This is a genomic window from Kitasatospora sp. NPDC056446 (assembly GCF_042796115.1).
Classification (GTDB): Bacteria; Actinomycetota; Actinomycetes; order Streptomycetales; family Streptomycetaceae; genus Kitasatospora.
Map to the genome: position 1 here is coordinate 18,919 of NZ_JBHTRF010000069.1, position 24,248 is coordinate 43,166.

Annotated in this window: 21 protein-coding genes; 12 read left to right on the forward strand and 9 right to left on the reverse strand. The window is 73.8% G+C overall.

The features are described from left to right. Positions 1-225 precede the first annotated feature (225 nt). Complete coding sequence (locus ACFQ6N_RS31265; RefSeq protein WP_380656311.1) at positions 226-543, reverse strand: cytoplasmic protein; 318 nt, start codon at positions 541-543, stop codon at positions 226-228. Between the two features lie 346 nt (positions 544-889). Continuing rightward, a complete protein-coding gene (locus ACFQ6N_RS31270) occupies positions 890-1,555 on the reverse strand; it encodes a CGNR zinc finger domain-containing protein (protein ID WP_380656313.1) in 666 nt (221 codons plus the stop codon). A 108-nt stretch (positions 1,556-1,663) separates the two neighbouring features. On the opposite strand from ACFQ6N_RS31270, the gene ACFQ6N_RS31275 reads away from it, so the two are divergent. Then, positions 1,664-2,731: an alcohol dehydrogenase catalytic domain-containing protein gene (locus ACFQ6N_RS31275; RefSeq protein ID WP_380656316.1), complete on the forward strand. Its 1,068-nt coding sequence runs from the start codon at positions 1,664-1,666 to the stop codon at positions 2,729-2,731. 143 nt (positions 2,732-2,874) lie between these two features. Further along, positions 2,875-3,849, forward strand: coding sequence for an alpha/beta hydrolase (locus ACFQ6N_RS31280; RefSeq protein WP_380656318.1), 975 nt, complete (start codon positions 2,875-2,877; stop codon positions 3,847-3,849). Between the two features lie 77 nt (positions 3,850-3,926). Here ACFQ6N_RS31280 and ACFQ6N_RS31285 read toward each other — a convergent pair whose 3' ends face one another. Both ACFQ6N_RS31285 and ACFQ6N_RS31290 read right to left on the reverse strand, forming a co-directional pair. Next, positions 3,927-4,544: a transglutaminase family protein gene (locus ACFQ6N_RS31285; protein ID WP_380656321.1), complete on the reverse strand. Its 618-nt coding sequence runs from the start codon at positions 4,542-4,544 to the stop codon at positions 3,927-3,929. A 90-nt stretch (positions 4,545-4,634) separates the two neighbouring features. After that, positions 4,635-6,818, reverse strand: coding sequence for an SdrD B-like domain-containing protein (locus ACFQ6N_RS31290; protein WP_380656324.1), 2,184 nt, complete (start codon positions 6,816-6,818; stop codon positions 4,635-4,637). Between the two features lie 403 nt (positions 6,819-7,221). Between ACFQ6N_RS31290 and ACFQ6N_RS31295 the strand changes: the two genes are divergently transcribed. Further along, a complete protein-coding gene (locus tag ACFQ6N_RS31295) occupies positions 7,222-7,761 on the forward strand; it encodes an RICIN domain-containing protein (RefSeq protein ID WP_380656327.1) in 540 nt (179 codons plus the stop codon). Positions 7,762-7,930: 169 nt separating this feature from the next. Here ACFQ6N_RS31295 and ACFQ6N_RS31300 read toward each other — a convergent pair whose 3' ends face one another. The 3 genes from ACFQ6N_RS31300 to ACFQ6N_RS31310 all read right to left on the reverse strand — a co-directional run bounded on the left by ACFQ6N_RS31300 (position 7,931) and on the right by ACFQ6N_RS31310 (position 11,332). Then, on the reverse strand, positions 7,931-8,287 hold the full coding sequence (locus tag ACFQ6N_RS31300) for a hypothetical protein (RefSeq protein WP_380656329.1): 357 nt from the start codon (positions 8,285-8,287) through the stop codon (positions 7,931-7,933). A gap of 323 nt (positions 8,288-8,610) precedes the next feature. After that, a complete protein-coding gene (locus ACFQ6N_RS31305) occupies positions 8,611-9,591 on the reverse strand; it encodes an endonuclease/exonuclease/phosphatase family protein (RefSeq protein ID WP_380656332.1) in 981 nt (326 codons plus the stop codon). Positions 9,592-9,805: 214 nt separating this feature from the next. Next, on the reverse strand, positions 9,806-11,332 hold the full coding sequence (locus ACFQ6N_RS31310; protein WP_380656335.1) for a S8 family serine peptidase: 1,527 nt from the start codon (positions 11,330-11,332) through the stop codon (positions 9,806-9,808). Positions 11,333-11,672: 340 nt separating this feature from the next. Between ACFQ6N_RS31310 and ACFQ6N_RS31315 the strand changes: the two genes are divergently transcribed. The 6 genes from ACFQ6N_RS31315 to ACFQ6N_RS31340 all read left to right on the forward strand — a co-directional run bounded on the left by ACFQ6N_RS31315 (position 11,673) and on the right by ACFQ6N_RS31340 (position 18,935). Continuing rightward, on the forward strand, positions 11,673-12,272 hold the full coding sequence (locus ACFQ6N_RS31315) for a hypothetical protein (RefSeq protein ID WP_380656338.1): 600 nt from the start codon (positions 11,673-11,675) through the stop codon (positions 12,270-12,272). 186 nt (positions 12,273-12,458) lie between these two features. After that, the gene (locus ACFQ6N_RS31320) at positions 12,459-12,935 is read left to right on the forward strand and encodes a hypothetical protein (RefSeq protein WP_380656341.1); all 477 of its coding nucleotides are present in this window, start codon (positions 12,459-12,461) and stop codon (positions 12,933-12,935) included. Then, positions 12,935-15,193: a hypothetical protein gene (locus ACFQ6N_RS31325; protein ID WP_380656343.1), complete on the forward strand. Its 2,259-nt coding sequence runs from the start codon at positions 12,935-12,937 to the stop codon at positions 15,191-15,193. The genes ACFQ6N_RS31320 and ACFQ6N_RS31325 overlap by 1 nt, the downstream gene beginning before the upstream one ends. Continuing rightward, positions 15,190-15,891, forward strand: a complete 702-nt coding sequence (locus ACFQ6N_RS31330) for a helix-turn-helix domain containing protein (protein WP_380656346.1) — start codon at positions 15,190-15,192, stop codon at positions 15,889-15,891. The genes ACFQ6N_RS31325 and ACFQ6N_RS31330 overlap by 4 nt, the downstream gene beginning before the upstream one ends. Before the next feature lie 40 nt (positions 15,892-15,931). Beyond that, positions 15,932-16,492 carry a hypothetical protein gene (locus ACFQ6N_RS31335; protein ID WP_380656348.1) on the forward strand — a complete coding sequence of 187 codons (561 nt, stop codon included), beginning with the start codon at positions 15,932-15,934 and terminating at the stop codon, positions 16,490-16,492. An 85-nt stretch (positions 16,493-16,577) separates the two neighbouring features. Continuing rightward, positions 16,578-18,935 carry a Helicase associated domain protein gene (locus ACFQ6N_RS31340; protein ID WP_380656351.1) on the forward strand — a complete coding sequence of 786 codons (2,358 nt, stop codon included), beginning with the start codon at positions 16,578-16,580 and terminating at the stop codon, positions 18,933-18,935. Between the two features lie 48 nt (positions 18,936-18,983). Here ACFQ6N_RS31340 and ACFQ6N_RS31345 read toward each other — a convergent pair whose 3' ends face one another. Together ACFQ6N_RS31345 and ACFQ6N_RS31350 are read right to left on the reverse strand one after the other, a co-directional pair. Then, positions 18,984-19,889 (reverse strand): CAP domain-containing protein, encoded by a 906-nt coding sequence (locus ACFQ6N_RS31345; protein WP_380656354.1) that lies wholly within the window; start codon positions 19,887-19,889, stop codon positions 18,984-18,986. A 214-nt stretch (positions 19,890-20,103) separates the two neighbouring features. Next, entirely contained in the window at positions 20,104-21,087 is a 984-nt protein-coding gene (locus ACFQ6N_RS31350; RefSeq protein ID WP_380656356.1) for an alpha/beta hydrolase, read from the reverse strand. Between the two features lie 70 nt (positions 21,088-21,157). On the opposite strand from ACFQ6N_RS31350, the gene ACFQ6N_RS31355 reads away from it, so the two are divergent. The 3 genes from ACFQ6N_RS31355 (at position 21,158) to ACFQ6N_RS31365 (ending at position 24,233) form a co-directional block, all read left to right on the forward strand. Continuing rightward, positions 21,158-21,634 (forward strand): MarR family winged helix-turn-helix transcriptional regulator, encoded by a 477-nt coding sequence (locus ACFQ6N_RS31355; protein ID WP_380656359.1) that lies wholly within the window; start codon positions 21,158-21,160, stop codon positions 21,632-21,634. Between the two features lie 558 nt (positions 21,635-22,192). Beyond that, complete coding sequence (locus ACFQ6N_RS31360) at positions 22,193-22,897, forward strand: hypothetical protein (protein WP_380656362.1); 705 nt, start codon at positions 22,193-22,195, stop codon at positions 22,895-22,897. After that, entirely contained in the window at positions 22,887-24,233 is a 1,347-nt protein-coding gene (locus ACFQ6N_RS31365; protein ID WP_380656364.1) for a peptidoglycan-binding protein, read from the forward strand. Before ACFQ6N_RS31360 ends, ACFQ6N_RS31365 begins: the two co-directional genes overlap by 11 nt. Positions 24,234-24,248 lie beyond the last annotated feature (15 nt).

The following is a 24,248-nucleotide window of genomic DNA, read 5'->3' on the forward strand; positions in this document are numbered from 1 at the left end:
CCTACTCGGCCGGGGCGGTCTTCTTTGCTTCGAGCGTTCAGAGCGGCGCGAGGAACGGGTTGCCAGTCACGACCGGCTCAGGCCGGGGAGCGGGAGCGGATGCGGGAACCGGCGCGTGGTCCTGGTCGGCCGGTAGATGTCGATGCGGACTACTGTGGCCGGGCGTCCGGGCGGGTGCCCCTGTGTCGGCACCCGTCCGGTCGGCTTCGGGGCCCTGTCAGCTGGTCATTTGAGTTCGACGAAGATGACGTGGGTGTCCGTCGTTCCGATGTTCTCGCCGATGTGGGTCCGGGCGGGCAGCCAGTTGGCCTCGTGGGCCGGCCCCCGTTCGACCTCGACCACGGTGTCGCCCATGGTCATGCGGCGTCGGAAGGTGCTCAGGGTGATCATGACGCTGTCGGGGTGGTGGTGGAGCCTGGTCCTGGCTCCGGGGGTGTCGCGGTACTCGAGCACCCGCACGCGCGCGTTCTCGAAGATGACGCTGTAGAGCTCGGGGTCGGTGACGGTGGGGTCCTGGTCGCTGCCATCTCCTCGGCCGGTCATGCGGCGGCCGCCTTTCGCCCGGGCGGCAACGCGCGCTCCGAAGCCTGGCGCACCACCCTGCGGTGCACGGCGTACGTGCGTGCCGACTCCCGCGCCGGCGTCTTCTCCGGACGCCGGTCACGGCGGATGCACTCGGACAACTCGATGCGCGACAACAACCCCGGGCCTCCGACATGGCCGTGATCAAGAACGAGGCACAGCCTGACGGCGCCGACCGGCCCCCAACCGCGATTGCCCCGAACGCGGGCGCGCCGGTCCTACAACCCCGAACTGGGCCAGACAACCCGTATGAGTGGGGCCGGGAACAGCCGGTACGGACGCCTGCCCCTGAACGGGCGGCGCCCGGTCAGGCGCCGGCGGCGGGTGGCTGGAGCCTCGCCCGGTAGGCGCGCTTCTTGACGAGGGCGCCGCAGGTCTTCATCGAGCACCAGCGGCGGGCGCTCGCGCGGGAGGTGTCGACGAAGGGGGCGCCGCAGTCGGGGTTCGCGCAGACGCGGACGCGGGTGCGGTGCTCCGACGCGCAGAGGGCGATCAGGTCCCGGGCGACCATCGAGAGCACCGCCGTGACCGAGTCGCCGTGCCGGCGCACGGTGGCCGCGTCGGGGGCGAGTTCGGGCACCGAGGTCGGTGCGGCGGCGGCGCGGTTGACGAGCGCGATGTCCTCGGGGGAGGGCGGGACGGCGTCCGCCAGGGCGCGGCCGGTCCGCTGGACCGCCTCGCGCAGTTGCCGGGCGTGGTCCAGATCGGCGTCCGTGCAGGTCGGCGCGGTGCTCGTGCAGGCGCTCTGAACGGCCCAACGGCTCAAGTCCTCGGGGCGGGCCAGCCGTTCGAAGGGCGTGTCCGTGCCGCGGTCGGCCAGGGTGCCGGCGAAGGCGAAGCACAGTCGCGCGTCGTCGAAGCGGAAGTCGGCTTTGGCGCGCTGGCGCCCCTCGCGGCTGCCGCCCTCGCCGCCCGTGCCGCCTGCGTGCTCCGTGTCGCCCACGTGCTCCGGGCCGTCCATGTCGTCCTTCATGTCCACCACTTTATGCGGTTGACATCACTCCGGGCAAACGTCTAGCTTCAAAGTCCACCGCTTGAACCGGTGGACTTTGAACGAGTCACAGCACAAGGAGGCCGCGCCATGCGCGCCGCAGTCATCGAGGAACTCCGCAAGCCGCTCGTCATCCGCGACGTGCCCGACCCCGTCTGCCCGCCGGACGGCGCGATCGTGCGCGTCGGGGCGAACGGCATCTGCCGGACCGACTGGGCCCTGTGGGCCGGGCAGTTCTGGACGGGCGGACCGCAGGTCAAGGCCCCCTTCGTCCTCGGCCACGAGTTCGCCGGCACCGTCGTGGAGGTCGGCCGTGACGTGCGGGGGTGGAAGGACGGCGACCGCGTCATCTTCCCGATGAACCCCGGCGAGGGCTCGTGCGAGATGTGCCGCAGCGGAAACCAGCACGTCTGTGAGCACGTGGACTCACTGGTGCCCGGGGTGTCCTACTGGGGCGCCTTCGCCGAGTACGTCATGGTCCGCTTCGCCGACGTCAACCTGGTCGAGGTGCCGGAGGGCGTCGGCTTCGTGGACGTCGCCGCGCTCGCCTGCCGCTACATGACGGCCTTCCACGGGGTCGTCGACCAGGCACGGGTCCGCGGCGGCGAATGGGTCGCGGTGTACGGCGCCGGCGGCGGCATGGGGCTGTCGACGGTGGAGATCGCCGCGGCGACGGGCGCCAACGTCATCGCGATCGACATCACGCAGGACAAGCTGGACGCCGCCCGCGCGCTCGGCGCGGTCCACACCGTCAACGCGGCCGTGACCGACCCCGCCGAGGCCGTGAAGACCCTCACCGGCGGCGGCGCGCACGTGTCGGTCGACGCCGTGGGCATCGCCGCCGCCTGCCGCAACTCCGTCCTGTCCCTGCGCACCCGCGGCCGCCACCTCCAGCTCGGGCACACCACCGCCGCGGAGAAGGGTGACGTCGCGCTGCCGGTCGACGTCATGATGGTCAAGGAACTGGAGTTCCTGAGCGCCTTCGGCATGCAGGGCCAGCGCTTCGGCACGATGCTCAACATGATCGCCGCCGGCCGCCTCAGCCCCGGCCGCATCGTCTCGCGCACCGTCGGCCTCCACGAGGCGAGCGGGGTCCTGGAGTCCCTGGAGACGTACGGGCCCACCGGTGTCGTCGTCATCGACTCGTTCGACGCCTGAACCACGTGAAGCGCCTGAGCGCCTGAGCGCCTGAGCGCCTGAAGCGCCGGAGCCACCCGAACCACCAGAGCCACCCGAACCGCCTGAAGCGGCTGAACCACCCCCCGAGAGTAGGCACCACCATGCCCGTTTCCCGTCGACTGATGGACCAGGAACTGAGCCTGGCCCTGGACGCGGTCCCCATGACGCCCAACGGCGCGTTCGACCTGACCGACCTCGCCACGACCCGCGCCGCCTTCCGCGCCCAGGCCGAAGCGGCCGCCGACAGTCTGCCCGCCGACCCGTCGGTCACCATCGAGGAGCACCTCGCGAGCCGCGCCGACGGCCCCGACGTGCCGATCCGCCTGCTGCGGCCCACGGCCGCGCCGGGACCGCTGCCGGTGCTGCTCTGGTTCCACGGCGGCGGGCAGGTGCTCGGCTTCGCCGCCCAGGACGACCCGTGGCTGACCCGGCTGGCCGCGAGCCTCGGCTGCGCCGTCGCCGTCGTCGACTACCGGCTCGCCCCGGAGACGCCCGCCCCCGGCGCCGCCGAGGACGGCTTCACCGCCTACCAGTGGCTCGGCCGCGAGGCGGACGCCCTGGGCCTGGACGGCACCCGCGTCGGCATCGCCGGCCAGAGCGGCGGCGGGGGCATCGCGGCGGCCACGACCCTCCTGGTCCGCGACCGCGGCGGCGTGACGCCCCTGTTCCAGTCGCTGACGTATCCGATGCTCGACGACCGCAACCGGACCGCGTCGAGCCACGAGATCACCGACATCGGCATCTGGGACCGCTCGACCAACCTGCTGGCCTGGGAGGCGATCCTGGGCGAGCGCGCCGGCACCGACGACGTCTGCCCGTACGCGGCCCCCGCCCGCGCCGACGACCTCGGCGCCCTGCCGCCCACGTTCATCACCGTCGGCGACCTCGACTGCTTCCGGGACGAGGACCTCGACTACGCCGCCCGGCTCCGCGCCCAAGGTGTCCCGGTCGAGCTCCACCTCTACCCCGGCGCCTACCACGCCTTCGACGTCATCGCCCCCGGCTCCCGGCTGGCCGCCGCCTTCCACCGGACCTGGTCCGACTACCTCGCCCGCCAGTTCGCCCGCCGGGTCGTCGCCGAACCGGCGGCCGCCTGACAGCGGTTCCCCGGGCACCGGCCCCGCCGCACCGAACCGGTGCGGCGGGTCCTGGCGTCACCCGGTGTCATCCGGTGTCATCCGGCGTCGGCCGGTTCCTCGGCCGTTTCCCCGCCCGGGAGTTCGCCCGGGAGTTCGCCTGGCAGGTAGCCGTAGCCCGCCCGGCCCGGCACCGCCCGGGCGAGCGCCGTCAGCAGCGCGGCCGGTGGCGCGGCGAAGACCCCGGGGTAGTCGCGTTCGCCCAGCTCCGGCCGGACCGGCCAGGCCAGCCGCTCCCGGTCCAGGTCGTACCGCGCGTCCACGCCCTCCCGGTTGCCCCGGGCGTCCAGGCGGGCCCAACGCCCATCCAGGTGAACGGCGTTGAGGGCGTGCAGGACGAATCCGCCCTCGCCGTCCTCCAGCCGCTGGTAGCACAGGCCGGCCGGCAGGCCCTGCGCCCGCAGCAGCGCGGCCAGCAGGTGGGACTTGCCGTGGCAGATCGCGTTGCCCGCGGCCAGGACCTCGGAGGCGCGGAACGCCCCGCTGTACGTGCCCGCGTCCGCGGAGTGCGCCACCCGGTCGCGGACGTGGTGGAACGCGGCCCGTGGTGTGGCCAGTTCGACGGCCAGCCGGCGCAGCCCGGGGTGCCGGTGGTCGATCACCCCGTCCGCGGTGAGGTAGGCGGTGAGGTCGTCGGTCTCCGGTCGAAGGATCATGCCGTCCACGATGCCGCGCCCACCGCCCGCCGCGTGCGTGATTCCGCCCCTCGGACAGGGCCGGGGGGCGGAGTCAAGCACGAACCGGCGTCAGTGGTGCCCGCACCCGCAGGGCCGGAACCCGAAGTCGAGGGTGTGGTCGTTCTCGCCCGGCCCGCCGGTGGTCAGCGCCCGTTCGGGATACCGCGTCCCCGGCGGGGCGACGCCCTTGGAGTCGACGAAGGGGTTGTCGCCGACGTCGTGCCTGGTGGCCACCCACCGGTACAGCGGGCCGCCCTCGGCGTAGTCCGACGGCTGGTCCAGCCGGATCGTGTACGCGGTGCGCGGGGCGAGCCCGCCGTCCACGTTCGAGTCGTCGAAGTAGTACTCGCCGCGCGCCGTCGTGAGCGCCGTCCCCACGAGCCGGTCCGACCCGTCGTACAGGTGGACGGTGACACCCGGCGCGGGCAACTGGCCCGGCTCCTGGATCCCCGTGCGCTCGGGGTCGTACCAGACCCGGTTGCCGATCTGCAGCGGCGCCCGGTCGCACAGCACTTCCAGGTCGCCCATCGAGGCGCCCTTGCCGAACGGCGCGGGGACGTCCGCCGGGTTGAGCCGCAGCCCGGACACCGGGTCCTGCCCGCCGTCCGCCCGCCGCAGGAACGACGTGCCGTAGCCGTAGGCCGTGCTGTTCGGGTCGAACCCCGAAGTCGCGATGGTGGTCTCGACCTTGGACAGCGCCATCCCGGCGTAGGCCGCGTTGTGGTGGAAGCCCATCCGGCTGGTGTCGAAGAACCGGGTGCCCCGGGGCGAGAGCCCGCAGCCGTTGTCGGTGTCCATCACGAAGGTGCCGCCCGCCGGGCACGCCTTGTTCAGGTCACCGCCCGACAGGACCTCGCCGACCGCGCCGCCCGCCGCCGCCTGGCCCGTCGCCCGGTCGGCGAGGCGGTCGCGGAAGGACAGCAGCATCGAGCCGTCCGCCTCGAAGCCGACCTCGCCCAGCTCGGGCTCCGGCTGGGCGCGGAAACCGGAGCAGGTCAGGCCGTTCTGTGTGGTCGGGTAGGTGTCCGTCCACGGGAACCAGCCCGCGCCGTCGCACGGGCCCGCGCCGACGGTCGACTGGCGCGGGTAGTCCAGCGGCTGGTCCAGCACGGCGGGCCGGAACCGGCCGGTGGCCGGGTCGAAGGGCAGGACCACCGCCCGCAGGTCCGACGCCAGGCCCGTCGACTCGCCCGAACAGACCCCGCCGAGGTAGCCCGTCCCGTCCTGGAAGCCCAGCCCGAACGGCCGCCAGTCGCCCGCCGAGGGGCAGCCCGGGTCCGGCACGGGGTAGACCGCCGTCGGCGCCGACGCGCTCGCCGCGGTGGCGTCGTAGCGGTACAGCCGGCGGTCGTTGAGGTTGACGACGAACAGGTCCCGGCCGTCGTCCGTCACCTTGAGCCCGCCCAGGCTCTCCTTGCCCGGCACCGCCAGGAACGCCTCGTCCGCCCCCGGACCGTGCGCCGTGGCCCCGGCGTCCGGGACGGTGGTGAACAGCGTGGTCCGCTGCCGCGCCGGGTCGGTCACGTAGATCCCGCCGGCCCCGCCCGGGCCGTAGGCCGTGGTGCGCTTGGCCGTCGCCGAGGAGAACACCCGCCGGTCGGCCCGGTTCCACGCGACGCCGAACAGCGCACCGGTCTGCGCCCCGGTGGCGAGGTCCGTGGCGTGGGCGTCCACGCCGTCCTGCCCGCGCGCACCGTACGGGAACGACACCAGCGTGCGCTGCGCACCGCCCTGCCAGGCGGTGTTCTGGCAGGCCGTCACCAGCGGCGCGTTCTTCTGGCAGTAGTCGCCGGGGCTCCACAGGCCCGTGGTGTACGAGATGTTCGCGCCGTTCGAGAGGTCGACGAACTCCTCGTTGGAGCTCAGCCGGTCCGGCGCGCCGTCCAGCCCCTGCCGCGAGGCGAAGGCGGGGAACAGCACGCCCGGTCGCGGGTTCACCACCTGCACCCGGTAGCTGCCGGCGGGCCGCAGCCTGCGCGGCGGTGTCAGCGTCACCGTGCCGTCGGCGGCCGTGGTGCCCTCGACGTGCGTCCGGTTCCGGCCGGTGAGCGTCACCCGCACGCCCGCCAGCCCCGGTTCCAGCGCGGGCGTCCACGTGCCCGTGGCGTCCACGGCCCGGACCACCCGCACCGTCACCGTCCCGTCCCCGCTCTGCGGGAACGCGGCCGGCGCCGGCAGCAGCCCGCTGCCGGCCAGCGCGACGCCGATGACCGCGGCCCGCGCGACGTACGTCCGTCGTCTTCTGATCCCCACCAGGGCCCCACTTTCGTGCCAGCGGGCACATGCCCGATCCGGACAGGACCCCCAGCAGAGCGGCAGGGCGGCCCTCCGGGCCCCGCTTCGGGCCGAGTTCACCGGTGCGGGTGACGGAGGACGGGCCGGAAATCGCATCAGGTTCGGATTCCGCCTCACTAGTTCGCATACGACGGGCGGGGGTGCGGCGGCCCGCGCCTGTCGCTACGCCCCCGCGCCCCCCGTCCGGCCGGCCTCCGCGACCCGCGCCGGAGCCCGTCCGGTGGCGGGGGACCCCCCTCGAAAACACGGATACCCACGATCGACTGACCACGGACAAGATGGGGACGAACGAGCCGGTCGCGGCGGCGAACGCCCCGCGCGGACGGCCGTCCCCATCCGTCGACCACCCATGGAGTGGCCCGTGCGTTCCCTGTCAGTCAAGCGTGTCCTGTCGGTAGTCGTCCCCGCGCTGGTCGGCCTCGCGCTGTTCCCGTCCGCCGCCTCGGCGGACGCCCCCGCGACCGTGCTGTTCAACCAGTTCTCCCAGCGCTGTCCGGACGCGGCGAGCGGCTACCAGGACATGCACCCCTGCGCCCCGTCGGACAACCCCGGCATGTGGGTGATCAGCAGGCTCGCGCCCAACCGGTACCGGATCACCGACGTCCGCGACAGCGGCGCCTGCCTGACCTCCGCCGACGCGCCGGTCGTCCAGCGCTGCTCGCTGTCGGACTCCAGGCAGGACTGGGACATCACCCGGTACGAGCCCGAGCCGGGGCGCTACGGCCTGATCGGCATGCGGATCAAGAACGCGAACGGCTGGTGCCTGGACAACACCGAGAAGACGTTCGGCGGCTGGAAGATCACCCAGGGTCCGTGCCTCGACGACACCCACCAGCAGTGGGACATCCACCGCTCGACCTACGAGGCGCTGTGGGGAAGGCCGCTGCACACGCCGGCCTGACCCTCCGGCAGACAGCCGGGCCGATCCGCCCGGCACCTCCGAGGGCCCGCCTCCCGCACGCCGGGGAGCCGGGCCCTCTCCCGCGCTCCGGTCCTCTCCCGTGCTCCGGTGCGGTGTCCCGGCGGCAGGCGCCGCACGCCGGGTTCGAGGAGCCGGGAGCCGGCCGGCGTCATGCGGGCAGCCAACGCGGCCACCAGCCGGGGACATTGCCGGCCGGGCACAGGCCGCTGTCGCCGGCCGCCCCGGGGACGGTGCCGAGCCAGGCGAACTGGAGCCAGGCCATGGCGACGAGGGCGAGTGCCGTGGCGGCGGCGGGCGCGAGCGAGGAGATCCGACCCCGGTCCGACCTGCGGACGGTGACGTACACCGCCCCGTACGCGGCGAGCGCGACGGACATCCCCACGGCGATCGAGAGGGGGAGTTCGTAGTGCCGGACGCTTCCCCAGTCCCGGTGCTCCTCCCGGTAGGAGCCGCAGTACCTGCGCGCCGCGTCCGCGAGCGCCCACGACCCGGCCCCCGCGGCCATCCCGGTGAGGGCTGTCAGACAGCCGGGAACGCGGCCTTTGCCCGAGGGTTCGTCCACCCTCCCCAGGACGCGCGGCGGCGCGACGCGGTTCCCCTGCGGCCGGGCCGGCGGTCGGCGCCGGCCGTGGAGGGCGGACCGCCCCGGGTGCGAAGTCCCGGCCGGACGCCCTGAGGCCGACTCAGTGATGTGTCGACGACGCGTCGGCCGGGGGCGCCGGGAGGGGCGGGCATGGTCCTTCGGCTGGTGCCATCGAAGGGGACGTCCCGGCGAGCTCCCCGGCGAGCTCCCCGGCGTGCGTACCCCCGGCTCCCCGCGTCCCACGTTCAGCGCAGGACGGCGAGTTCGGCCACCACGGCGCGGTGGTCGCTGCGTGGCAGGGCGTGCTCGGAGACGTCGACGGCGGTCAGTGCGGGCCCGTGCAGGACGTGGTCGATCTGGATCACGGCCGGGACGCGGTAGTCGGGGTGGTCCTGGGGCCAGGTGGGGAAGAGGCCGGCGCCGAGCTCCTCGTGGGTGTCGGTCAGGCCGGTGCCGATCAGGTCGCGCATCGGCTTGTGGTCGAGGGTGGCGTTGAAGTCGCCCAGCAGGACCGCGTTGTGGTTGCGTCCGGGTGCGGCGGCGCGCAGGTCGTGCAGGTCCTCGGCCCAGCGGCGGGCGTCGCCGAGCGGGTAGTAGGTGTGGACGGCGACGAGCTGCACCGGGCGGCCGCCGACGTCGACGGTCAGGTTGGTGGTCGGCCAGGCCGGGTCGGCGGTGGAGCCGACGGGCAGCCGGGTGTAGAGCGCGGTGTCGGTGCCGGCCGGCCGCTCCCGGTGGGGCAGCAGGGCGCGGATGCCGGCCGCGTCCAGCGCGTCGGCGGCGGAGTCGCTCTGCTCCTCGACCGCGAGCACGTCGATCCGCTGGTCGCGTACCAGGTCGACCAGGGACGTCGGCGAGACCTGCCCCATGAAGTTGTTGCTGGTCGCCACCCGCAGCCGGGGCGCGTCGGCGGGCGCGTCGGCCCCGTCCGGGACGAACCGGGGTACCAGCCACCACAGTTGCAGCACCACCAGCGCGGCCGCGACCCCGGTCAGCCACCGTGCGCGCAGCACCGCCACCACGGCCAGCAGCAGCACGCTGAGCAGCGCCGCGTACGGCAGCCCGGCCATCGGCAGGGCCAGCACCGTGCCGTCGTCCCACCCGAGCAGCCGCACCGCCGCGAGCCCGGCCGGGCCCAACAGCAGCACCCCGCACCCGACCAGCGCGGCGAGCCGCCGACGGCTCCGGCCGGCGGGCGGCGCGCTCTTCGACGTACGGTCCGTCACGGTGCTCCTTCCAGGGCGGCGGCCGGCAGCCGTGATCACCAGCCGCCGTCGTGAAGGACGGACGCCCTCGCCCGGGCCCCGGTTCCGCGCCACCGGCCGGAGCCGGTCCCGGCGTGCTGCGAACGCCGACGCCCCCGGCCGGGACAGCCGGGGGCGTCGGCGTGTTCGGGCGCGGCACCGGTGCGGTGCCGACGATCGGACCGCTACCGGACCGCTACTCGACCGCGCGCAGCGCGTTGACGATGCCGAAGCCGTAGAACCCGTTGACGCGCTTGCCGCCCGCGCAGACGGGGTCCGCGGTGCCGTCGCCGTGGGGGGCGGCCGGGCCGGCCGGGCACCCCGGGTTGTCCGCCTGGGCCTTGAGCAGTGCCTGCAACTGGGCCGGAGTCGCCTCCGGGTGGGCGGACTTCAGCAGCGCGGCCACACCGGAGGCGTGCGGAGTGGCCATGGAGGTGCCCTGCTCGTAGCCGTACTGGCCGTTCGGCAGCGTCGACAGGATGCCGCCCTCCCCGGACGGTGTGTCCGAGGCCTGGTACCGGTCGCCGCCCGGCGCCGCGACGTCGATCACGCCGAGGCCGTAGTTGGAGTAGTACGCCTTCGCGCCCGTGGCGCCGGTCGCGCTGACCGTGACGACGCCCGGCAGTTGCGCGGGCAGGTCCCAGCACCTGTGCGGGTCGACCGTCCGGCTCGCCGGGGTGGAGTCGTTGGGGCTGCCACCGTCGGTGAAGCCGTCGGAGGCCAGGTCGTGGTCGGCGTTGCCGGCCCCGGCGACGTTGAGGGTGCCCTTGCGCTGCGCGTAGCGCTGGGCGCGGTCGACCGCGTCGACGATGGCCTTCTGGTCGGGGTCGTCCAGGCAGTTGTACTGCCACGGGTCCACGTAGTAGCTGTTGTTGGTGATCTGCACACCGTGGTCGGCGGCGAACACGAAGGCGCAGACGACGCTCTCGGCGTAGATCAGCTGGCGGGGGGTGGGCTGGGAGACGGTGATGCCGGAGACCTTCACCCCGGGGGCCACGCCCGCGACGCCGATGCCGTTGCGGGCGGCGGCGATCGTGCCCGCCACGTGAGTGCCGTGGAAGTAGTTCGCGTCCACCGGCCGCCAGGAGCCGTACGTGGTGTCGGCCTTGCCACTGGCACAGTTCGCGGACTGCGAGGGAGAGAAGTTCGGGGCGAGGTCCGGGTGGGTGTCGTCGACGCCGGTGTCGATGACGGCGACCGTGACGTCCCTGCTGCCCGGGTCGATCTCCGCGGCCTTGTCCGCGCCGATCGCCCGCAGGGCCCACTGCTCGGCTTCGAGGGGTTCGGTGCCGCTGCCGGACGCCTTCGCGATCGTCGCGACCTCGGCCTCGGAGAGGCGCCGCACGGCACCCGCCTCGGTGGCCCCCGCCGCGCTCAGCGGCGCGGTCCGCGTGGCCCCCGCCGACTCCACGCCGCGCACCGCGCGCAGCCGCTTGCCGAAGCCGGGGTCCGCCGAGTGGGCGACGATGACGCCGATCCCGCCGTACGTGACGACGACGGTGCCGCCGGCCGCGGTGATGGCCCGTTGCACCTCGGCGATCGTGCGGTGGTCGGTCCTGGTGTTGACGACGTACGACAGGGGGTGCGCGTCCCCGGCCTGCGCGGCGGACGGTATTCGGGGCGCCGCCGAGGCCGGTGCGGGGAGGAAGCCGAGCGAGGCGGTCAGCGCCAGCGCGACCGGGACGGCCAGGCCGAGCCGGAGTAAGGAACGTCGTCGAGTCATGTGCTCTCCACATCATCCGGGTGGGGGACCCGCCCGACGGCAGGGTGCCGGCCGGGCGGGCGCGTGGGGGTGGTACGGGAGTAAAGCTGTCCACCGCCTCGCCCCGGTATGCCGACCGCGACCAGGACGGTCCGCAGGGCGGGGTTCCCGCACCGGCCCCGGCCCCGGCCACCCGCCGGGCCCGCCGCTCCGCGTCGAACCGGAGGACGCCCCTTCGGCAACTCCCCCCGGAACGCTGCGGCTTGGTCGCCAGGACGAAGCCGGCCGCCCCGGAAATCGCCTGGGCGACCGGTCCGTGCCGTGAAAGGATGCCGGTTCAGGACAGGGGAGACGGGGCGTCATGGGGCTGGACTACAGCTACGAGATCTTCACGCCCCCTCGGAACGTCGCGAGGACACTGAACCGGCTGGCCGAGCTCGCACCCCAAGGCCGCGACACACCACCGCTTCCGGTGACGCTGCCGAGCGGCGAGCGGCTGACCGTGCCGTTCACCTCGAAGTTCACGAGCGAACCCGTCGACTGCTCGGCAGGTGGCACGCTCGAACTGGACACCTCGATCGCCATCGGTGTCGACGACGCGATGCGCGAGTTCTTCCTCGGCGATTTCGACAGGGCCGACGAGCGGGGACGGGTGTCGGTCGGGTACGTCTACCTGTCCGTCAGGTTCTCGCCCGCGTGGCACCCGGACTTCGCGTCGCTGCAGTTCACGGCTGCCACCTCCGGCATGAGCCGGATGTTCGCGCGGTCCGCGAGCGTCAGAAAGGTATTCACCGACCTCACCGCCGCCACCGGTGGTGTGTGCTGCCTGCTCGACACCGAGACCGACGTCTTCGACATCTGCTGGCTCAACGGCGAGACGGTCAGCGGCGAGACCGTCCCGGGCCCCCGCTTCCCGCGCTTCCACGATCTCGTCGCCGCCTGGCGCGAGCCGGCGGGGTAGCACGGCAACCACGCCTGCGGGGGGATGCGCGGCAGCCGAGTCGGCCGCGGCGCCCCTGAGCCCCGGCCCTCGCCGGGCCGGCCCGGCTCGCCGGCGGCCGCCTGCTCGGGCGCCCGCTGCCGGGAGGCGCCGCAGCGCTACCCTATGTGGAGTTAGCCAACACCATGGGACTATGAGGGGGTTCAAATGAGACTTGTCCTGGAGGGCGTGTCCGAGGCCCTGGCGCGTGAGCTCTTCGCGCTGCTGGGCAGGCACGGGGCGGCGCCGGTGCTCCAGGACGCGCAGTGGACCGTCACCAGGGCCGCGCAACTCCTGCGGGACCTGCCGGCCACCGCCGTGCAGATCATCCGCCTCGCCGCCGAAGGCGAGGGCTGGGTCGCCTCCGAGCACCTGCGCGGCCCCGATGGGTCGGAGTCCCTGCGCGGTCGGTCCGGTGCGATCACCAAGGCCGTCAACCGGGGTGCCGCCAAGAAGCGCTGGCCCGTCGGGATGCCGCAGCCCGTCGAGGCCCAGTACGACCCCGAGAACCCCTCCTACCAGCGCACGACGGGCTACGTCATGAACGAGGACCTGGTCCCCGTCTTCAAGGCCGCCCTGGCCCGCATCGACCGGGAGGCGGCGGAGCTCGCCACCGCGACCGTCACCGCGGAAGGCGGCGCCTGATGGACCGCAAGGCATACACCGCCGAGCTCGCCGGCCTGCGCGAGCTGCGGGCCGGGATCACCTCTGCCGAGAAGCAGGTCGCCGCAGCGCAGAAGGAGCTGGACAAGCTCACCGCCCAGCGTGCGCGCCGGGTGGCCGGGCTCGCGGCGTACGAGGGAGCGAAGGCCGACGCCGTCGCGAAGGCCTCCGGGCTGTCGGTCGGCGACGTGGTGCGGATCGCCCCGCTGCTGGACCCGACCCCGGCCGCCGTCCGCGCCGCCACCGCCGCGCCCTCGCCCGTCCAGGCGCCGCCGGCGCCGGGGCCGGTCGCCGAGCCGGTCGCCGAGCCTGCGGTCGCGCTCGCCCCGGTGCTGACCCGCCCCGCCGCCGTACCCGAGCCGCCGGCCCCGGCGGCCCCGGCCGCGACCCCGACCGAGGTCGAGGCCGAAGACCAGGCCGTCGCCGGGCAGCCCGCCCCGGCCGCTCCCGCCGCCCCTGTCGCTGCGCCGGCTGTTCCGGCGGCCTCGGTCGCTTCGGTCGCTTCGGTCGCTGCCGTGCCCCGTCCGGCAGCGGAGGCCGGGCCGCGCGAGCTGCCCGCCCTCCCCGAGGGCCCGGCGGGTGCCCGGTTCGAGGCCGTCACCACGGGCCTGCTCTCCAAGCGCCCCAACTTCGTCCAGCAGGCCCGCAGCACGGTGTTCCTGGACGCGGCCGCCGGGATGCTGGCGGTCCGCGACCAGATGGTGCGGCTCGACCTCGGCGCCCGCACGCCCGGCGAGATCCTGGACGCCGTCCTGGCGACCGCGCCCGGCACCGAGCGGATCTACATCACCGCCGGTGCTCCCTGGCACGACGGCGCGGAGCGCTACAGCACTCTCAAGGACGCGGTCGCGGCCTGGCTGAACACTCCGTCGGAGCGGTGGACGACCGCCGTCGGCGCGGGCCGGGACAAGCTGGCCGGGCACTTCGTGCACCAGCGCCAGCCGGTCGGCCGCTACGCCCCCGCGGCCGCGCCGGACAGCGGCAGCACCGAGATCCGCAGCATGGGGGAGTGGTTCGACCCGGACGGCGCCGACGTCGTGACCTGCCGTCAGGCGTTCACGCTGCTGTGGCAGGCGCTGCGCCGCCACTGGGACGACGCCGTGCTGATGGGCTCGCCGTCGCAGACGGGCCGGGACCTGTGGTCGCGCACCGTCCCGACCACCGGCAAGTGGGCCGGGGGCTACCCGGTCCTGTCCGAGGAGTTGCGGGGCCTGCTGCACGCGACCGGCGGCCAGGGCCGCACCGAGCTGATCCTGCCCCCGCGCGTCCCGGAGCGGCTGCCGGCGCTGGTGGAGTACGACCGCACCTTCGCCTACGCGAAGCACCTGTGGAAGTCCCCGGTCGGCACGCCGCGCCGCATCACCGCTGCGGCGTTCTCGGCGATGTCCGAGCAGGAGCAGACGAAGGCCCTGATGTCCTGCTCGCACTGGAACGTGCGCGTCACCGTCCCCGCCGGCTGGAACCACGTCGGCCTCCTCCCGGCGCCCGTCACCGGTGACCGCGCCTGGGTCTACCCCTCGGAGCCGGGCGCGACGTTCACCACCTGGGCGGGCGGCGCGGAGGTCCACCTCGCCCTGTCCAACCACCTGACGCCGTGGAGGATCGAGATCCTCGGCGGCCTCCTGTTCGAGGACGGCAAACCGCTCGACGACTGGGGCAAGCGCCTCAAGGCCGCCTGGGCGGACCTGACCAACCTCTCCCGCGTCCACGGGGACGAGCGCCGGCGCACCGCCGCCTACCTCGCCTCCCGTGCCGTGCGCAGCGTGCTGCTGTTCGGCCTCGGCGGGTTCGCGCAGCGCCCGCGCCTGGTCTCCGGCACCACACCCGTCGGCGAGGCCCTCCCGGCCGGGGTCGAGATCCTCGGCCAGGACGACGCCGTGGTGACCTGGCAGCGGCAGGCCGGCTTCTCCCGCGACCCGTACGCGCACCCCGAGTGGGCGGCCTACGTGTGGTCGGGGGCGCGGGCGGCGCTGCTGGACATGAAGTACCGCCAGGGCAAGGACGTCATCGGCCACGCCGGTGCCCTGCACGCCAAGCCCGGCACGGTCGTGTACTTCGGCACCGACGGCATCGCCCTGACCGAGCGCCAGCCCTGGCCCTACCGGGGCGAGCCCGGCGACTACCTGCTCAAGGGCCACCTCACCGGCCCGGTCGAGCACCCCACCAGCCAGGACGAGTACCTGAAACTGCGCGGCCAGGGCCGCGCCGAACTCGCCGAGAAGGGAACTGAGCAGCAGTGAGCCCGGCCGACCCGGACAACCCCAACGAGGCCGCCCGCCTCACCCAGGAGCTGCTGGACGCGGGCTACACCAAGCGCCAGGTCGCCAGGGTGCTCGGCCGCGACGCCTCGCTCGTCTCCCAGTTCTTCACCAAGGGCAAGGGTGCGGCGTTCGTGGACGCGCTGCGCCAGGTGGTGCGGGCGGTGCGCGGCGGCGAGCGGGACCCTGAGGCGCTGGCCGGGATCGCGGAGGCGAACACCACCCGGCGCCGCACCAGGACGGGGCAGAAGGCCCGGGTGCGCGGCAAGGACACCGTCGGCGAGGCGGGCGGGTCGATGGCCGGCCGCGCGGGGAGGCAGGCCATCAGGTCCGGCGCCTCCCACCTCGCGCCCGTGGTCCACGAGACCGGCCGGGCGGGCGGCCGTCTCGCCTTCACCGTCCGGATGAAGGCCGACCAGTACGTCTACAGCGCGGGTTCGGAGAAGGACTCCGGCGGCATCCGGCGCGGCTTCGTCCCGCGCTCCGACGGCACCGAGGAACGCACCTACGGCTCCGCCTCCAGCGGCGGCTTCGACGCCGCCGAGTGGTCCCGGCGCGTCGCCGACCACCACGGCGACGTCACCGAGGCCATGAAGGAGTGGCTGGTGGAGACCGGCCGCGCCGTCGCGGACGCCGACATCCAGTACCTCGAAGTCCGCGCTTGGGTGCCCGGACCGTGAACATACCCATCCAGCGAGGCGACGGGACGAGAAGCACGTGATGACGCAAGAGTGGGACTGGTCGTCCCTCGAGGTTCTGGGCGGTACGGCATGGCCGTCCTCCCGGACTCCCCGGTACCTGGAGCGGCTGGTCGCCGGCGGCCCGGAGGAGAGCCACCGCGCCCGTGCGGTCCTGTACTGCGAGGTCGCCAACCAGGGACAGCTCTACACCGCAGCCGCGCCGTGCGTCGACTTCATCACCGGCCACGTCCGTGCGGGCGGACGGCCGAACACCGCCGCGCTGAGCCTCCTGGAGGAGATCCTCAACGCCAGGGACCCTGGCTCGACCGTGGTTGTCGACGGCAGGACGGTCGACACCGCCGCGTACTGCCGGGCGCGGATCCTGGAGATCGTCCCCGAGATCCTGCGCACCGCGAACCCGGCCGACCCCGACCACTTCCGCGGGGTCTGCTTCCTCGTCCCCCAACTCGCCGACTCCGCACCGCAGATCCTCGACTTCCTGCGCGGCCACGCCTTCGGACGCTTCGTCGGTGCCCGGAAGCCCGCCCTCGAAGCGCTGGAGGAGGCCGAAGAGGTCGTACGGGACGGCCATAGCCCCTGACGACCCGGGTCCTACACAGCTCGCCCGGCCCCGGCCGGACGGAACCCGCAACATCCGAGTCCGGCAGAACAGGAATCGCACCGCCGTGGACACCACGATCACCGCCACCGCTGTCGAGGACATCCCGGCCGGGCCGGGTGCCGCTGCCCCGGTGCTCTCTCAGCAGCCGGCCGCGCCGGTGAACCCGCTGCCGCTGCACGGGTTCCAGAAGGAGGCGGTGGCGGCCGCCGTGCGCGAGGTGAAGGACGGCGGCCGGGCGACGGTGGTGGCGGCGACAGGCTCCGGGAAGACGCTGATCGCGGCCGGCTGCGCCCGGCGTCTGGCGGCCCGGGGGCGGGTGCTGGTGCTGGTGCCGACGATCGAGCTGCTGGAGCAGACCGCGGCCTCCTGGTCGCTCCAGGGCGGCCGTCGGGGCCTGGCGGTGGCGGCGTGCTCCCGGGAGGAGGCGCTGGAGAGCGCGGAGGCGGGCGGCCGGGTCCACGCCCGGGTGACCACCCAGGCCACGCGGATCGCGGACCTGGTCGGCGCCGCGCAGCCGGGCACGCCGGTCACCGTGTACGCCACGTACGCGAGCCTGGAGCGGATCGTCCAGGCCCACCAGCTGTTCGCCCTGCCCGCGTGGGACCTGGTCGTCGTGGACGAGGCGCACCGCACGGCCGGATCGCAGGGCAAGGCCTGGGCGGCCGTCCACGACGACGACCACGTCCCGGCCGTCAGGCGGCTGTACTTCACCGCCACCCCGAAGATCGCCGACGACACGAGGGCGACGGCAGGGCCGGCCGGCCTCACCGCCGACGCCGACGGCCGGGAGCTGCCCGCCCTCTGCTCCATGGCGGACACCCGCGTCTACGGTCCGACCGTGTTCACCTGGACCCTCGGCCAGGGCATCGAGCACGGCTACCTCGCCGACTACCGCGTCCTGGTCCCCGTCGTCACCGACGAGGACCTGCGCGACCTGCTCAACCTGCCCGCCGTCGCGGACCTGCGCTCGCAGAGGTCGAATGAGGAACTGCTGCGCCTGGCGTTGCAGATCGCGGTGCTGCGCGCGGTCGCGGACCTGGAGCTGCGCCGGGTCATCACGTTCCACTCCCGGGTGTCGGCGGCGCGGGAGTTCGCGAGCACGCTGCTGGAGACCTCGGAGCTGCTGGAGGACGCGGACCGCGCCGAGCGGCTGTGGGCGAAGGCCGTGGCCGGCACCGACCGGCTGCGCGAACGCCGGGCCGCGTTCGCCGAGTTCAAGGCCCACACCGGCGAGGACGGCGAGGAGTGCGGCATCCTGTGCAACTCGCGCCTGTTGACCGAGGGGATCGACGTCGCCGCCGTGGACGCGGTCGTCTTCGCCGACCCCAAGTCGAGCGTCATCGACATCGTCCAGGCCGTCGGCCGCGCGCTGCGCCAGTCCTACCGGCAGGGCAAGGTGAGCTGGGTCGTCATCCCGGTCTACCTGCCCGCCCCCGGGGCCGGCGACGACACGGCCACGGCCGACCCGGCCGAGGTCCGCGACGCGGGGGAGGCCGTGAAGGCGGAGGCCGACACCGAGATCGAGGCCGGTTCGTTCCGGACGATCTGGCGGGTCCTGCGCGCCCTGGCGGCCCACGACGCCCGGGTCGTCGGCCGGATCACCGAACTGCGCGCCCATCGCTCCCAGTCCCAGCCCACCACCACGAGCACGGCGCAGGCCGACGGGGACAGCGCCCAGGACGCCGAGGGGACACAGCAGCCGGAGCCGGTGAAGCCCCCGGCCGACGACTGGCTGCGGATCGACGCCCGCAGGCACGCCGCGCAGATCCTGCGGACGGTGAAGCTGCGGGCGTTCAACCCGCGCGCCACCGAGTGGCAGCGCATGCACGCCCTCGCCGCCGCCTTCCACGCCGGGCACGGCCACCTCGACCCCACCGACAAGACCGCCCATGGTGACCTGGTGAGCTGGCTGGACCGGCAGCGCTACCTCAGGGGCGCCGGCCTGCTCTCCCCGGTCCGCGTCAACGAACTGGACGCCATCGGCATGATCTGGGACAAGCACGCGCACTCCTGGGAACGCGGCTTCGCCTACGCCCGCGCCTGGGCCGCCCAGCACGGCCATCTCGCGATCCCGGCCGCCGAGAAGTTGGACGGCTACGCGGTCGGGGCGTGGACGCGCCGCCAGCGCAAGGCCGACAGCCTCACCTCCGAGCAGGTCGCGAAGCTCGCGGCGCTTGACGAGCTGTGGCGCCTGGAGCCGGACTGGAACCGCTCCTACCGCCGCCTCCTCGCCTACCTTGACGCCGGCGGCACCCTCGACGGCCCCGCCAACCGCACCGGCCTCGCCGACGATCCGGCCTTCCGCCCCGGCACCTGGCTCCGCAAGCAGGACCGGGCCCGCACCGACGGCAAGCTGACCGAGCAGCAGACCGCCCTCCTGGATGCGCTCCGCTCCCGGGCGGCCGAGAGTCGGCCGGAGTAGCGCAACGGGCCGTGCGGGCTGCCGGACCGGCGGGCTGCCCCCGGTCGGTCAGTCGATGAAGTCCTGTGTGAAATAGAAGAACGTGGTCGGAGTCCCGTCGGGGGCCGTGCCGGGCCCGTAGGACGTTCCCACGCCGGCCCGGGTGTGGTTCCGGGCGAGGAGGGTGTCCCGGTGCGCCGGTTCGTTCATCCACCAGTCGAACGCGACCTGGGGCGTGGGCAGCGGAGCATTTCCGGAGGACCATCCGACGTACACGTTCTCGCTGCCGGGGAGTCCGGCGGCTCTCATGATCCGGTCCGGTGGTGTGCTGCCGTCCGATCCCATGTGGCCGGGCCAGCCGTTCCACAGCTGGTCCTTCAGGCCGGGGTGGTCGGCGAGGTCCTGGCTGTGGGCGCGTGTCGAGCCGACGAGCCGTGCGTCTATCGACAGGTTCGGGCGCCCCTGCTGCCGACGGACGTCGTTGACGAGGTCGAAGGTCGTCAACTCCTGCCAGTCCATGGAGACCTGGGGCTCGTCCGGCCAGTGGTCGATGACGAACACCAGGCCGCTCGCCTGGTGCCCGCCTCCCGCTGCGCACCGCCCCTTCTCCGGGAAACCGTCGAAGAACATGACGTGGCACTTGCCGCAGTAGCGCCAGTTCGTCTGCTGGACCGGGCCGTCCCCCGATCCGTCGTGCCGGACGGTGCACATGTAGCCGCTCGCCTGGTGCCCACCGCCGGCCAGGCAGATTCCCTTGTCCGGTAGACCGTCGAAGAACAGGGCGTAGCAGTTGCCGCACCGGCGCCAGTTCGTCTGCTGGGTCGGGGTTTCCGTGGCGGCGTCGGAGGCGAAGGCGTATGCGAAACCGAAGGCTTTGTGTCCGCCGCCGGCAGGGCATGCGCCTTTCTCCGGAAGAATGTCGTAGAACAGGGTCTGGCATTTGTAGCAGGAGCGCCAGTCGACCAGTGCGGTCATCGGATCCTCCAGGACTCGGCGCAAGACCTGTCGGCTCTTGCGGGCCCCCTCGGTGCCATGACGGGGTGGGGTGCCGGACGGTGCCACCCCTCCCAGGATGACCCGCGTGGAGCCCCCGCGCACGGCACCGGCGGGCACCCGGTGGGCACCCGGCGGGCACCCGACGGGCACCCGGTGGGGGCCGGCGCTGCCGTACGCCGGAGGGCTCCGGGCCCTACCGGGCCGGGCCGGCCGCGGTGGCGGGACCGTGGACGCGCTGCGTGAGGAAGAGGGCCGCGCGGTCCAGTGCCTGGTCGGCCTCGTCGAGTACGCCGGCGAAGGACTGGAACACGTGGGGTACGTCGGCGGTGATGTCGAGGATCACGTCCACTCCGGCTTCGCGGGCGCGGGAGGCCAGGCGGGTGGAGTCGTCCAGGAGCACTTCGTCGGTGCCCGCCTGGAGGAGCATCGGGGGGAAGCCCGTCAGGTCGGCGAGGACGGCGGGGCTGAGCAGGGGCTGGTACGGGTCGGCTCCCGCCAGGTACATGGCCCCGGTGTGTCCCAGGCTCTCGCGGGTGAAGAACGGGTCGACGCCCGCCTTGGTGTCCATGCTCTCGCCCGTCCGGGTCGCGTCGAGACCGGGGGAGAAGGCCACGACCGCGGCGGGCATCGGGAGGCCGGCGTCGCGGGCGGCGAGGCAGGCGGTGACGCTGAGGCCGCCGCCGGCGGAGTCCCCGGCGAACGCGATGGCCGAAGGGTCTTCGCCGTTGTCGAGGAGGGCGCGGTAGGCGCTCAGCGCGTCCTCGATCGCGGCCGGGAACGGGTGCTCGGGGGCGAGCCGGTAGTCCGGCGAGTACGCCGCGAACCCGGTCCTGGCCACGAGGTTCCCGGTGAGCGACATCGCGGTCTCGGGGGAGCCGAACACCCAGCCGCCGCCGTGGAAGTACAGGATCGTCCCGGTGCGCGTCTGCGTGTGCGGCCCGTTGTGGGGCCCGGTGCGCGTCTCATTGCCTGGCTCGTCGCCTGGCTCGTTGCCCGGCTCGACGTACAGCGACGGTCGGTCGCCGAGCGTCGTCCAGGTGGTGCGGAGGCCGTCCGGGACGACCATCCGGGCCATCATCGCCTTGAATCCGGCGCGCATCGCCTCGACCGACTGGGGGCCGTCGGGCCGGGGCTGCCGCAGCATCGTGCTGACCTGCGTGCGCTGTTCCCTGCTCATGGTGCGTGCTCCTGTCGCAAGTAGCTTCTTCAGCACTATATGCCGTGGCATCTAACGTAGACTATATGCCATGGCATCCAAAGTGAGCGGTGAGACGGTCGACCTCCCGGGCTTCTTCGCCGACCTCGTCCGGTGCGAGACGCGCCTGTACAATGCCCTCAACGACCGACTTCGCGAGCGGCACGGGATCGTCACGTCGCAGTTCGAGTTCCTGCGCCACCTCCGCGACCAGCCCGGGGCCCGGGTGGCGGACCTGGCGGCCGAGTTCGCCGTCGGAATCGGGGCCACCAGCAAGGGCGTCGACCGCCTGGAGCGCCAGGGATGGCTCGCCCGCGTGCCGAACCCATCGGACCGCCGCTCGTCACTACTGGAACTGACCGACGACGGAAGGCAGTTGGTCGACGCGGCAGAGGAGACCTTCACCGAGCGGTTGGCCGAGCTGCTCGCGGACGCGCTCAAGGCGTCCCCCCTGGCAGCCGCCGCGCAGGCCCTCTCGGAGCTGCGGTCCGTCCTGGAACGCGACCGGATCGGCACGCCCACGGGCTGACGCGCCTTCGCGGCCCCGGCGGAACGGCGACAGTCGGGCACGGTCGGCCTCGACGCACCGTCAGGGTCCGTGCCGGACTGAGGTAGCGAAAGGTGAGTGGGCGTCCGTTCCGCCGTTTCGGGCGGCTACAGCTACGGCTACGGCTACGACTACGGCCGCGAGCCGGGTCCGGACCGCGACGCCGCAGGAAGCTGCAGCCGGATTCTGCAGGAAGTGCCTGTCACTCATGACCCCTGTCTCGCTTTTGTGTCGATAGGTTCGTTCAGGCCGACCCCCGGTGAGTACGAGTCAGGGCGCTCATGGAATCCGTGCGATTCCGTGTCATGGCGCCCGGCCGGTGCCGTATCGGCTGATCACGGATTTCCCCTATCTTGCGAGTCGAAGATTCCAGTGAAGCCTTTCCCTGCCCGCTCCCTTGCGGCCGGCGGGGCGGCCGGATGCTCCGCCACCGCCGACCACCCGGTCGCCGGTGCGGCACCGTCCGCGACAGCCGGGGCCGCAGAGCCCTCCCGGACGGATGCCGAGGATCCGGCGGACCCCGCGACCTGGCGGCTGCCGATGGAGGCGTACCTTCCGAGCGACGAGGAGTCACGCCGTGACACCGACGCCCTGTCCGTCCTGATGACGGAGTGCATGCGAAAGTCCGGTCACACTCTTCCGCCTCCGGTCGACCTGCCCCGGCTGGGCCCGAAGACGCTGACCGACTGGCGCTACGGCATTCACGACGCGGCGCTGTCGGCCAGGCGGGGCTACCACCCCGACGCCGAGGAGCAGGCCGCTTACGGCGCGGCGATGGAGAAGGCCGCGGTCAGCGGTGGCTCGGGCGAGTACACGCGGGCCGAGAACGAGTGCGGCATCCAGAGCCGACAGCGCCTCAGCGGCAGTGACAAGCCCGCGGGCGAGCTCGCCCGGAGCCTCGGCAACGACGCCTTCCTCCGTGCCAAGCGTGAGCCCGAGGTCGTGGCCGCCTTCGCCGCGTGGTCCGCGTGCATGAAGGAGGGCGGGTACTCCTACAGGGAGCCCTTCGACGCGAATGACGATCCTCGCTTCGGGGCGCAGGAGGTCTCGCGCGCCGAGATCGACACCGCGATGGCCGATCTCGCCTGCCGTTCCCGCACGAGCGTCGCGAGGATCTGGTTCGACGCCGAGGCGCGTCTCCAGAGAACGGTGTTCGACCAGCAGGCGCCGGCCCTCAAGGCCGAGCGCGAGGAGTGGGACGCCGCGCTGCGGAAGGCTGCCGAGGTGCTCGGCGATGCGCGCTGACGGCTCGGCGACGGACGAGATCGTCTTCCTGCCCGAGCGGACCGCCGCCGACGCGGTGATGCGCCGGCGGCGGCGCCTGCTCGGGACCGTGGTCGCCACCGCCCTGCTCGCGGCGGGTGGCGGTGCGGGCGCCGCCACGTTTCTCACGTCGCCTGTCCAGGTGGCCGCGGAGACGGCGGCGCCGCCCGCGGACCTGCTCACCGCCGAGGTGGAGCGCCGGGTGGTGTCCGAGTCGGTCATCGTCCGCGGCACGATCGACTCCGGGGCCGTGGTGGACGTACCGGGCACCGCGCCGAGCGGGGTGCCCGGCGCGCGCCCGGTCGTCACCAGGGTGAACGTCCGCGCCGGAGACCAACTGGCGCAGGCCAAGGCCCTGTTCGAGGTCTCGGGCCGACCGGTGTTCGCCCTGGTCGGCCCGCTGCCCGCGTACCGCGACCTCGGGTCCGGCATGTCCGGCCCCGACGTCGCCCAGCTGCAGAAGGCCCTCGTACGGGCGGGATTCGCCACCGGCCCCGACCCGTCGGGAACGTTCGGCCCGGGCACGGAGAAGGCGGTCGGGCGGTTGTACGCGTCGCTCGGCTACAAGCCGCCGCGCACGACGGAGCCGGCACCCGACGCCTCCGCAGCCGACGCGGCGGCGGCGTCACCCAAGGCCGGAGGAGCGGCGCAGGACGGAAAGCCCGGGAGCCCGCCGCCTCCCGGCGCCACCGGGGCGCCCCGGCAGGGGGTGACCGTCCCGATGGCCGAGCTGGTCTACCTGCCGACACTTCCGGCCCGTGTCCGCAGCGTCGCGGCGAAGGTGGGGGCGGCGCCCGGCGAGAAGCTCATGACCGCCTCGGCGGGTGAGCCGGTCGTCGAGGGCGAGATCACCGCGCAGGAGCGGAAGCTGCTGAAACCCGGGCAGGCCGTGGAGATCCTGTACGAGGGGAGCGGGGCCCGCCACCAGGCCGTCGTGGAGCACATCGCCGACACGCCCACTCCCGCGAAGGACGGTCAGGACGGTCCGGTCGGGGCGGCCACGTACACGCTGCGGGTGAAGCCCGAAGGGCGGCTGCCCGCCGACCCGGCCGGTGCGGAGGTCCGGCTCACCGTCACCGCCGCCTCCTCCGACGGGCCGGTCCTGGCCGTGCCGGTGGCCGCTCTGTCCACCGGCGCGGACGGGCGGGCCGGCGTCGGGGTGCTCGGCGGCGACGGCACGGTGCGCCGCGTCACCGTCCGGGCCGCGGCCAGGGGGAGCGGATACGTCGAGGTCGTCCCGGACACGGGGAGCGTGCTCGCCGCCGGGGACCGGGTCGTCGTGGGCAGCCACCCGGCAGGCCCCGGCGGACGCCCGTGAACACCGCCCCCGTCA

Coding starts and splice junctions, on each gene's coding strand:
- ACFQ6N_RS31270 (WP_380656313.1), bottom strand. CDS start 1,555: ATGAAGGACGACATGGACGGCCCGGAGCACGTGGGCGACACGGAGCAC.
- ACFQ6N_RS31275 (WP_380656316.1), top strand. CDS start 1,664: ATGCGCGCCGCAGTCATCGAGGAACTCCGCAAGCCGCTCGTCATCCGC.
- ACFQ6N_RS31280 (WP_380656318.1), top strand. CDS start 2,875: ATGGACCAGGAACTGAGCCTGGCCCTGGACGCGGTCCCCATGACGCCC.
- ACFQ6N_RS31345 (WP_380656354.1), bottom strand. CDS start 19,889: ATGACCGCACTGGTCGACTGGCGCTCCTGCTACAAATGCCAGACCCTG.
- ACFQ6N_RS31285 (WP_380656321.1), bottom strand. CDS start 4,544: ATGATCCTTCGACCGGAGACCGACGACCTCACCGCCTACCTCACCGCG.
- ACFQ6N_RS31325 (WP_380656343.1), top strand. CDS start 12,935: ATGGACCGCAAGGCATACACCGCCGAGCTCGCCGGCCTGCGCGAGCTG.
- ACFQ6N_RS31315 (WP_380656338.1), top strand. CDS start 11,673: ATGGGGCTGGACTACAGCTACGAGATCTTCACGCCCCCTCGGAACGTC.
- ACFQ6N_RS31335 (WP_380656348.1), top strand. CDS start 15,932: ATGACGCAAGAGTGGGACTGGTCGTCCCTCGAGGTTCTGGGCGGTACG.
- ACFQ6N_RS31360 (WP_380656362.1), top strand. CDS start 22,193: ATGGAGGCGTACCTTCCGAGCGACGAGGAGTCACGCCGTGACACCGAC.
- ACFQ6N_RS31265 (WP_380656311.1), bottom strand. CDS start 543: ATGACCGGCCGAGGAGATGGCAGCGACCAGGACCCCACCGTCACCGAC.
- ACFQ6N_RS31355 (WP_380656359.1), top strand. CDS start 21,158: ATGGCATCCAAAGTGAGCGGTGAGACGGTCGACCTCCCGGGCTTCTTC.
- ACFQ6N_RS31310 (WP_380656335.1), bottom strand. CDS start 11,332: ATGACTCGACGACGTTCCTTACTCCGGCTCGGCCTGGCCGTCCCGGTC.
- ACFQ6N_RS31300 (WP_380656329.1), bottom strand. CDS start 8,287: ATGGCCGCGGGGGCCGGGTCGTGGGCGCTCGCGGACGCGGCGCGCAGG.
- ACFQ6N_RS31320 (WP_380656341.1), top strand. CDS start 12,459: ATGAGACTTGTCCTGGAGGGCGTGTCCGAGGCCCTGGCGCGTGAGCTC.
- ACFQ6N_RS31365 (WP_380656364.1), top strand. CDS start 22,887: ATGCGCGCTGACGGCTCGGCGACGGACGAGATCGTCTTCCTGCCCGAG.
- ACFQ6N_RS31350 (WP_380656356.1), bottom strand. CDS start 21,087: ATGAGCAGGGAACAGCGCACGCAGGTCAGCACGATGCTGCGGCAGCCC.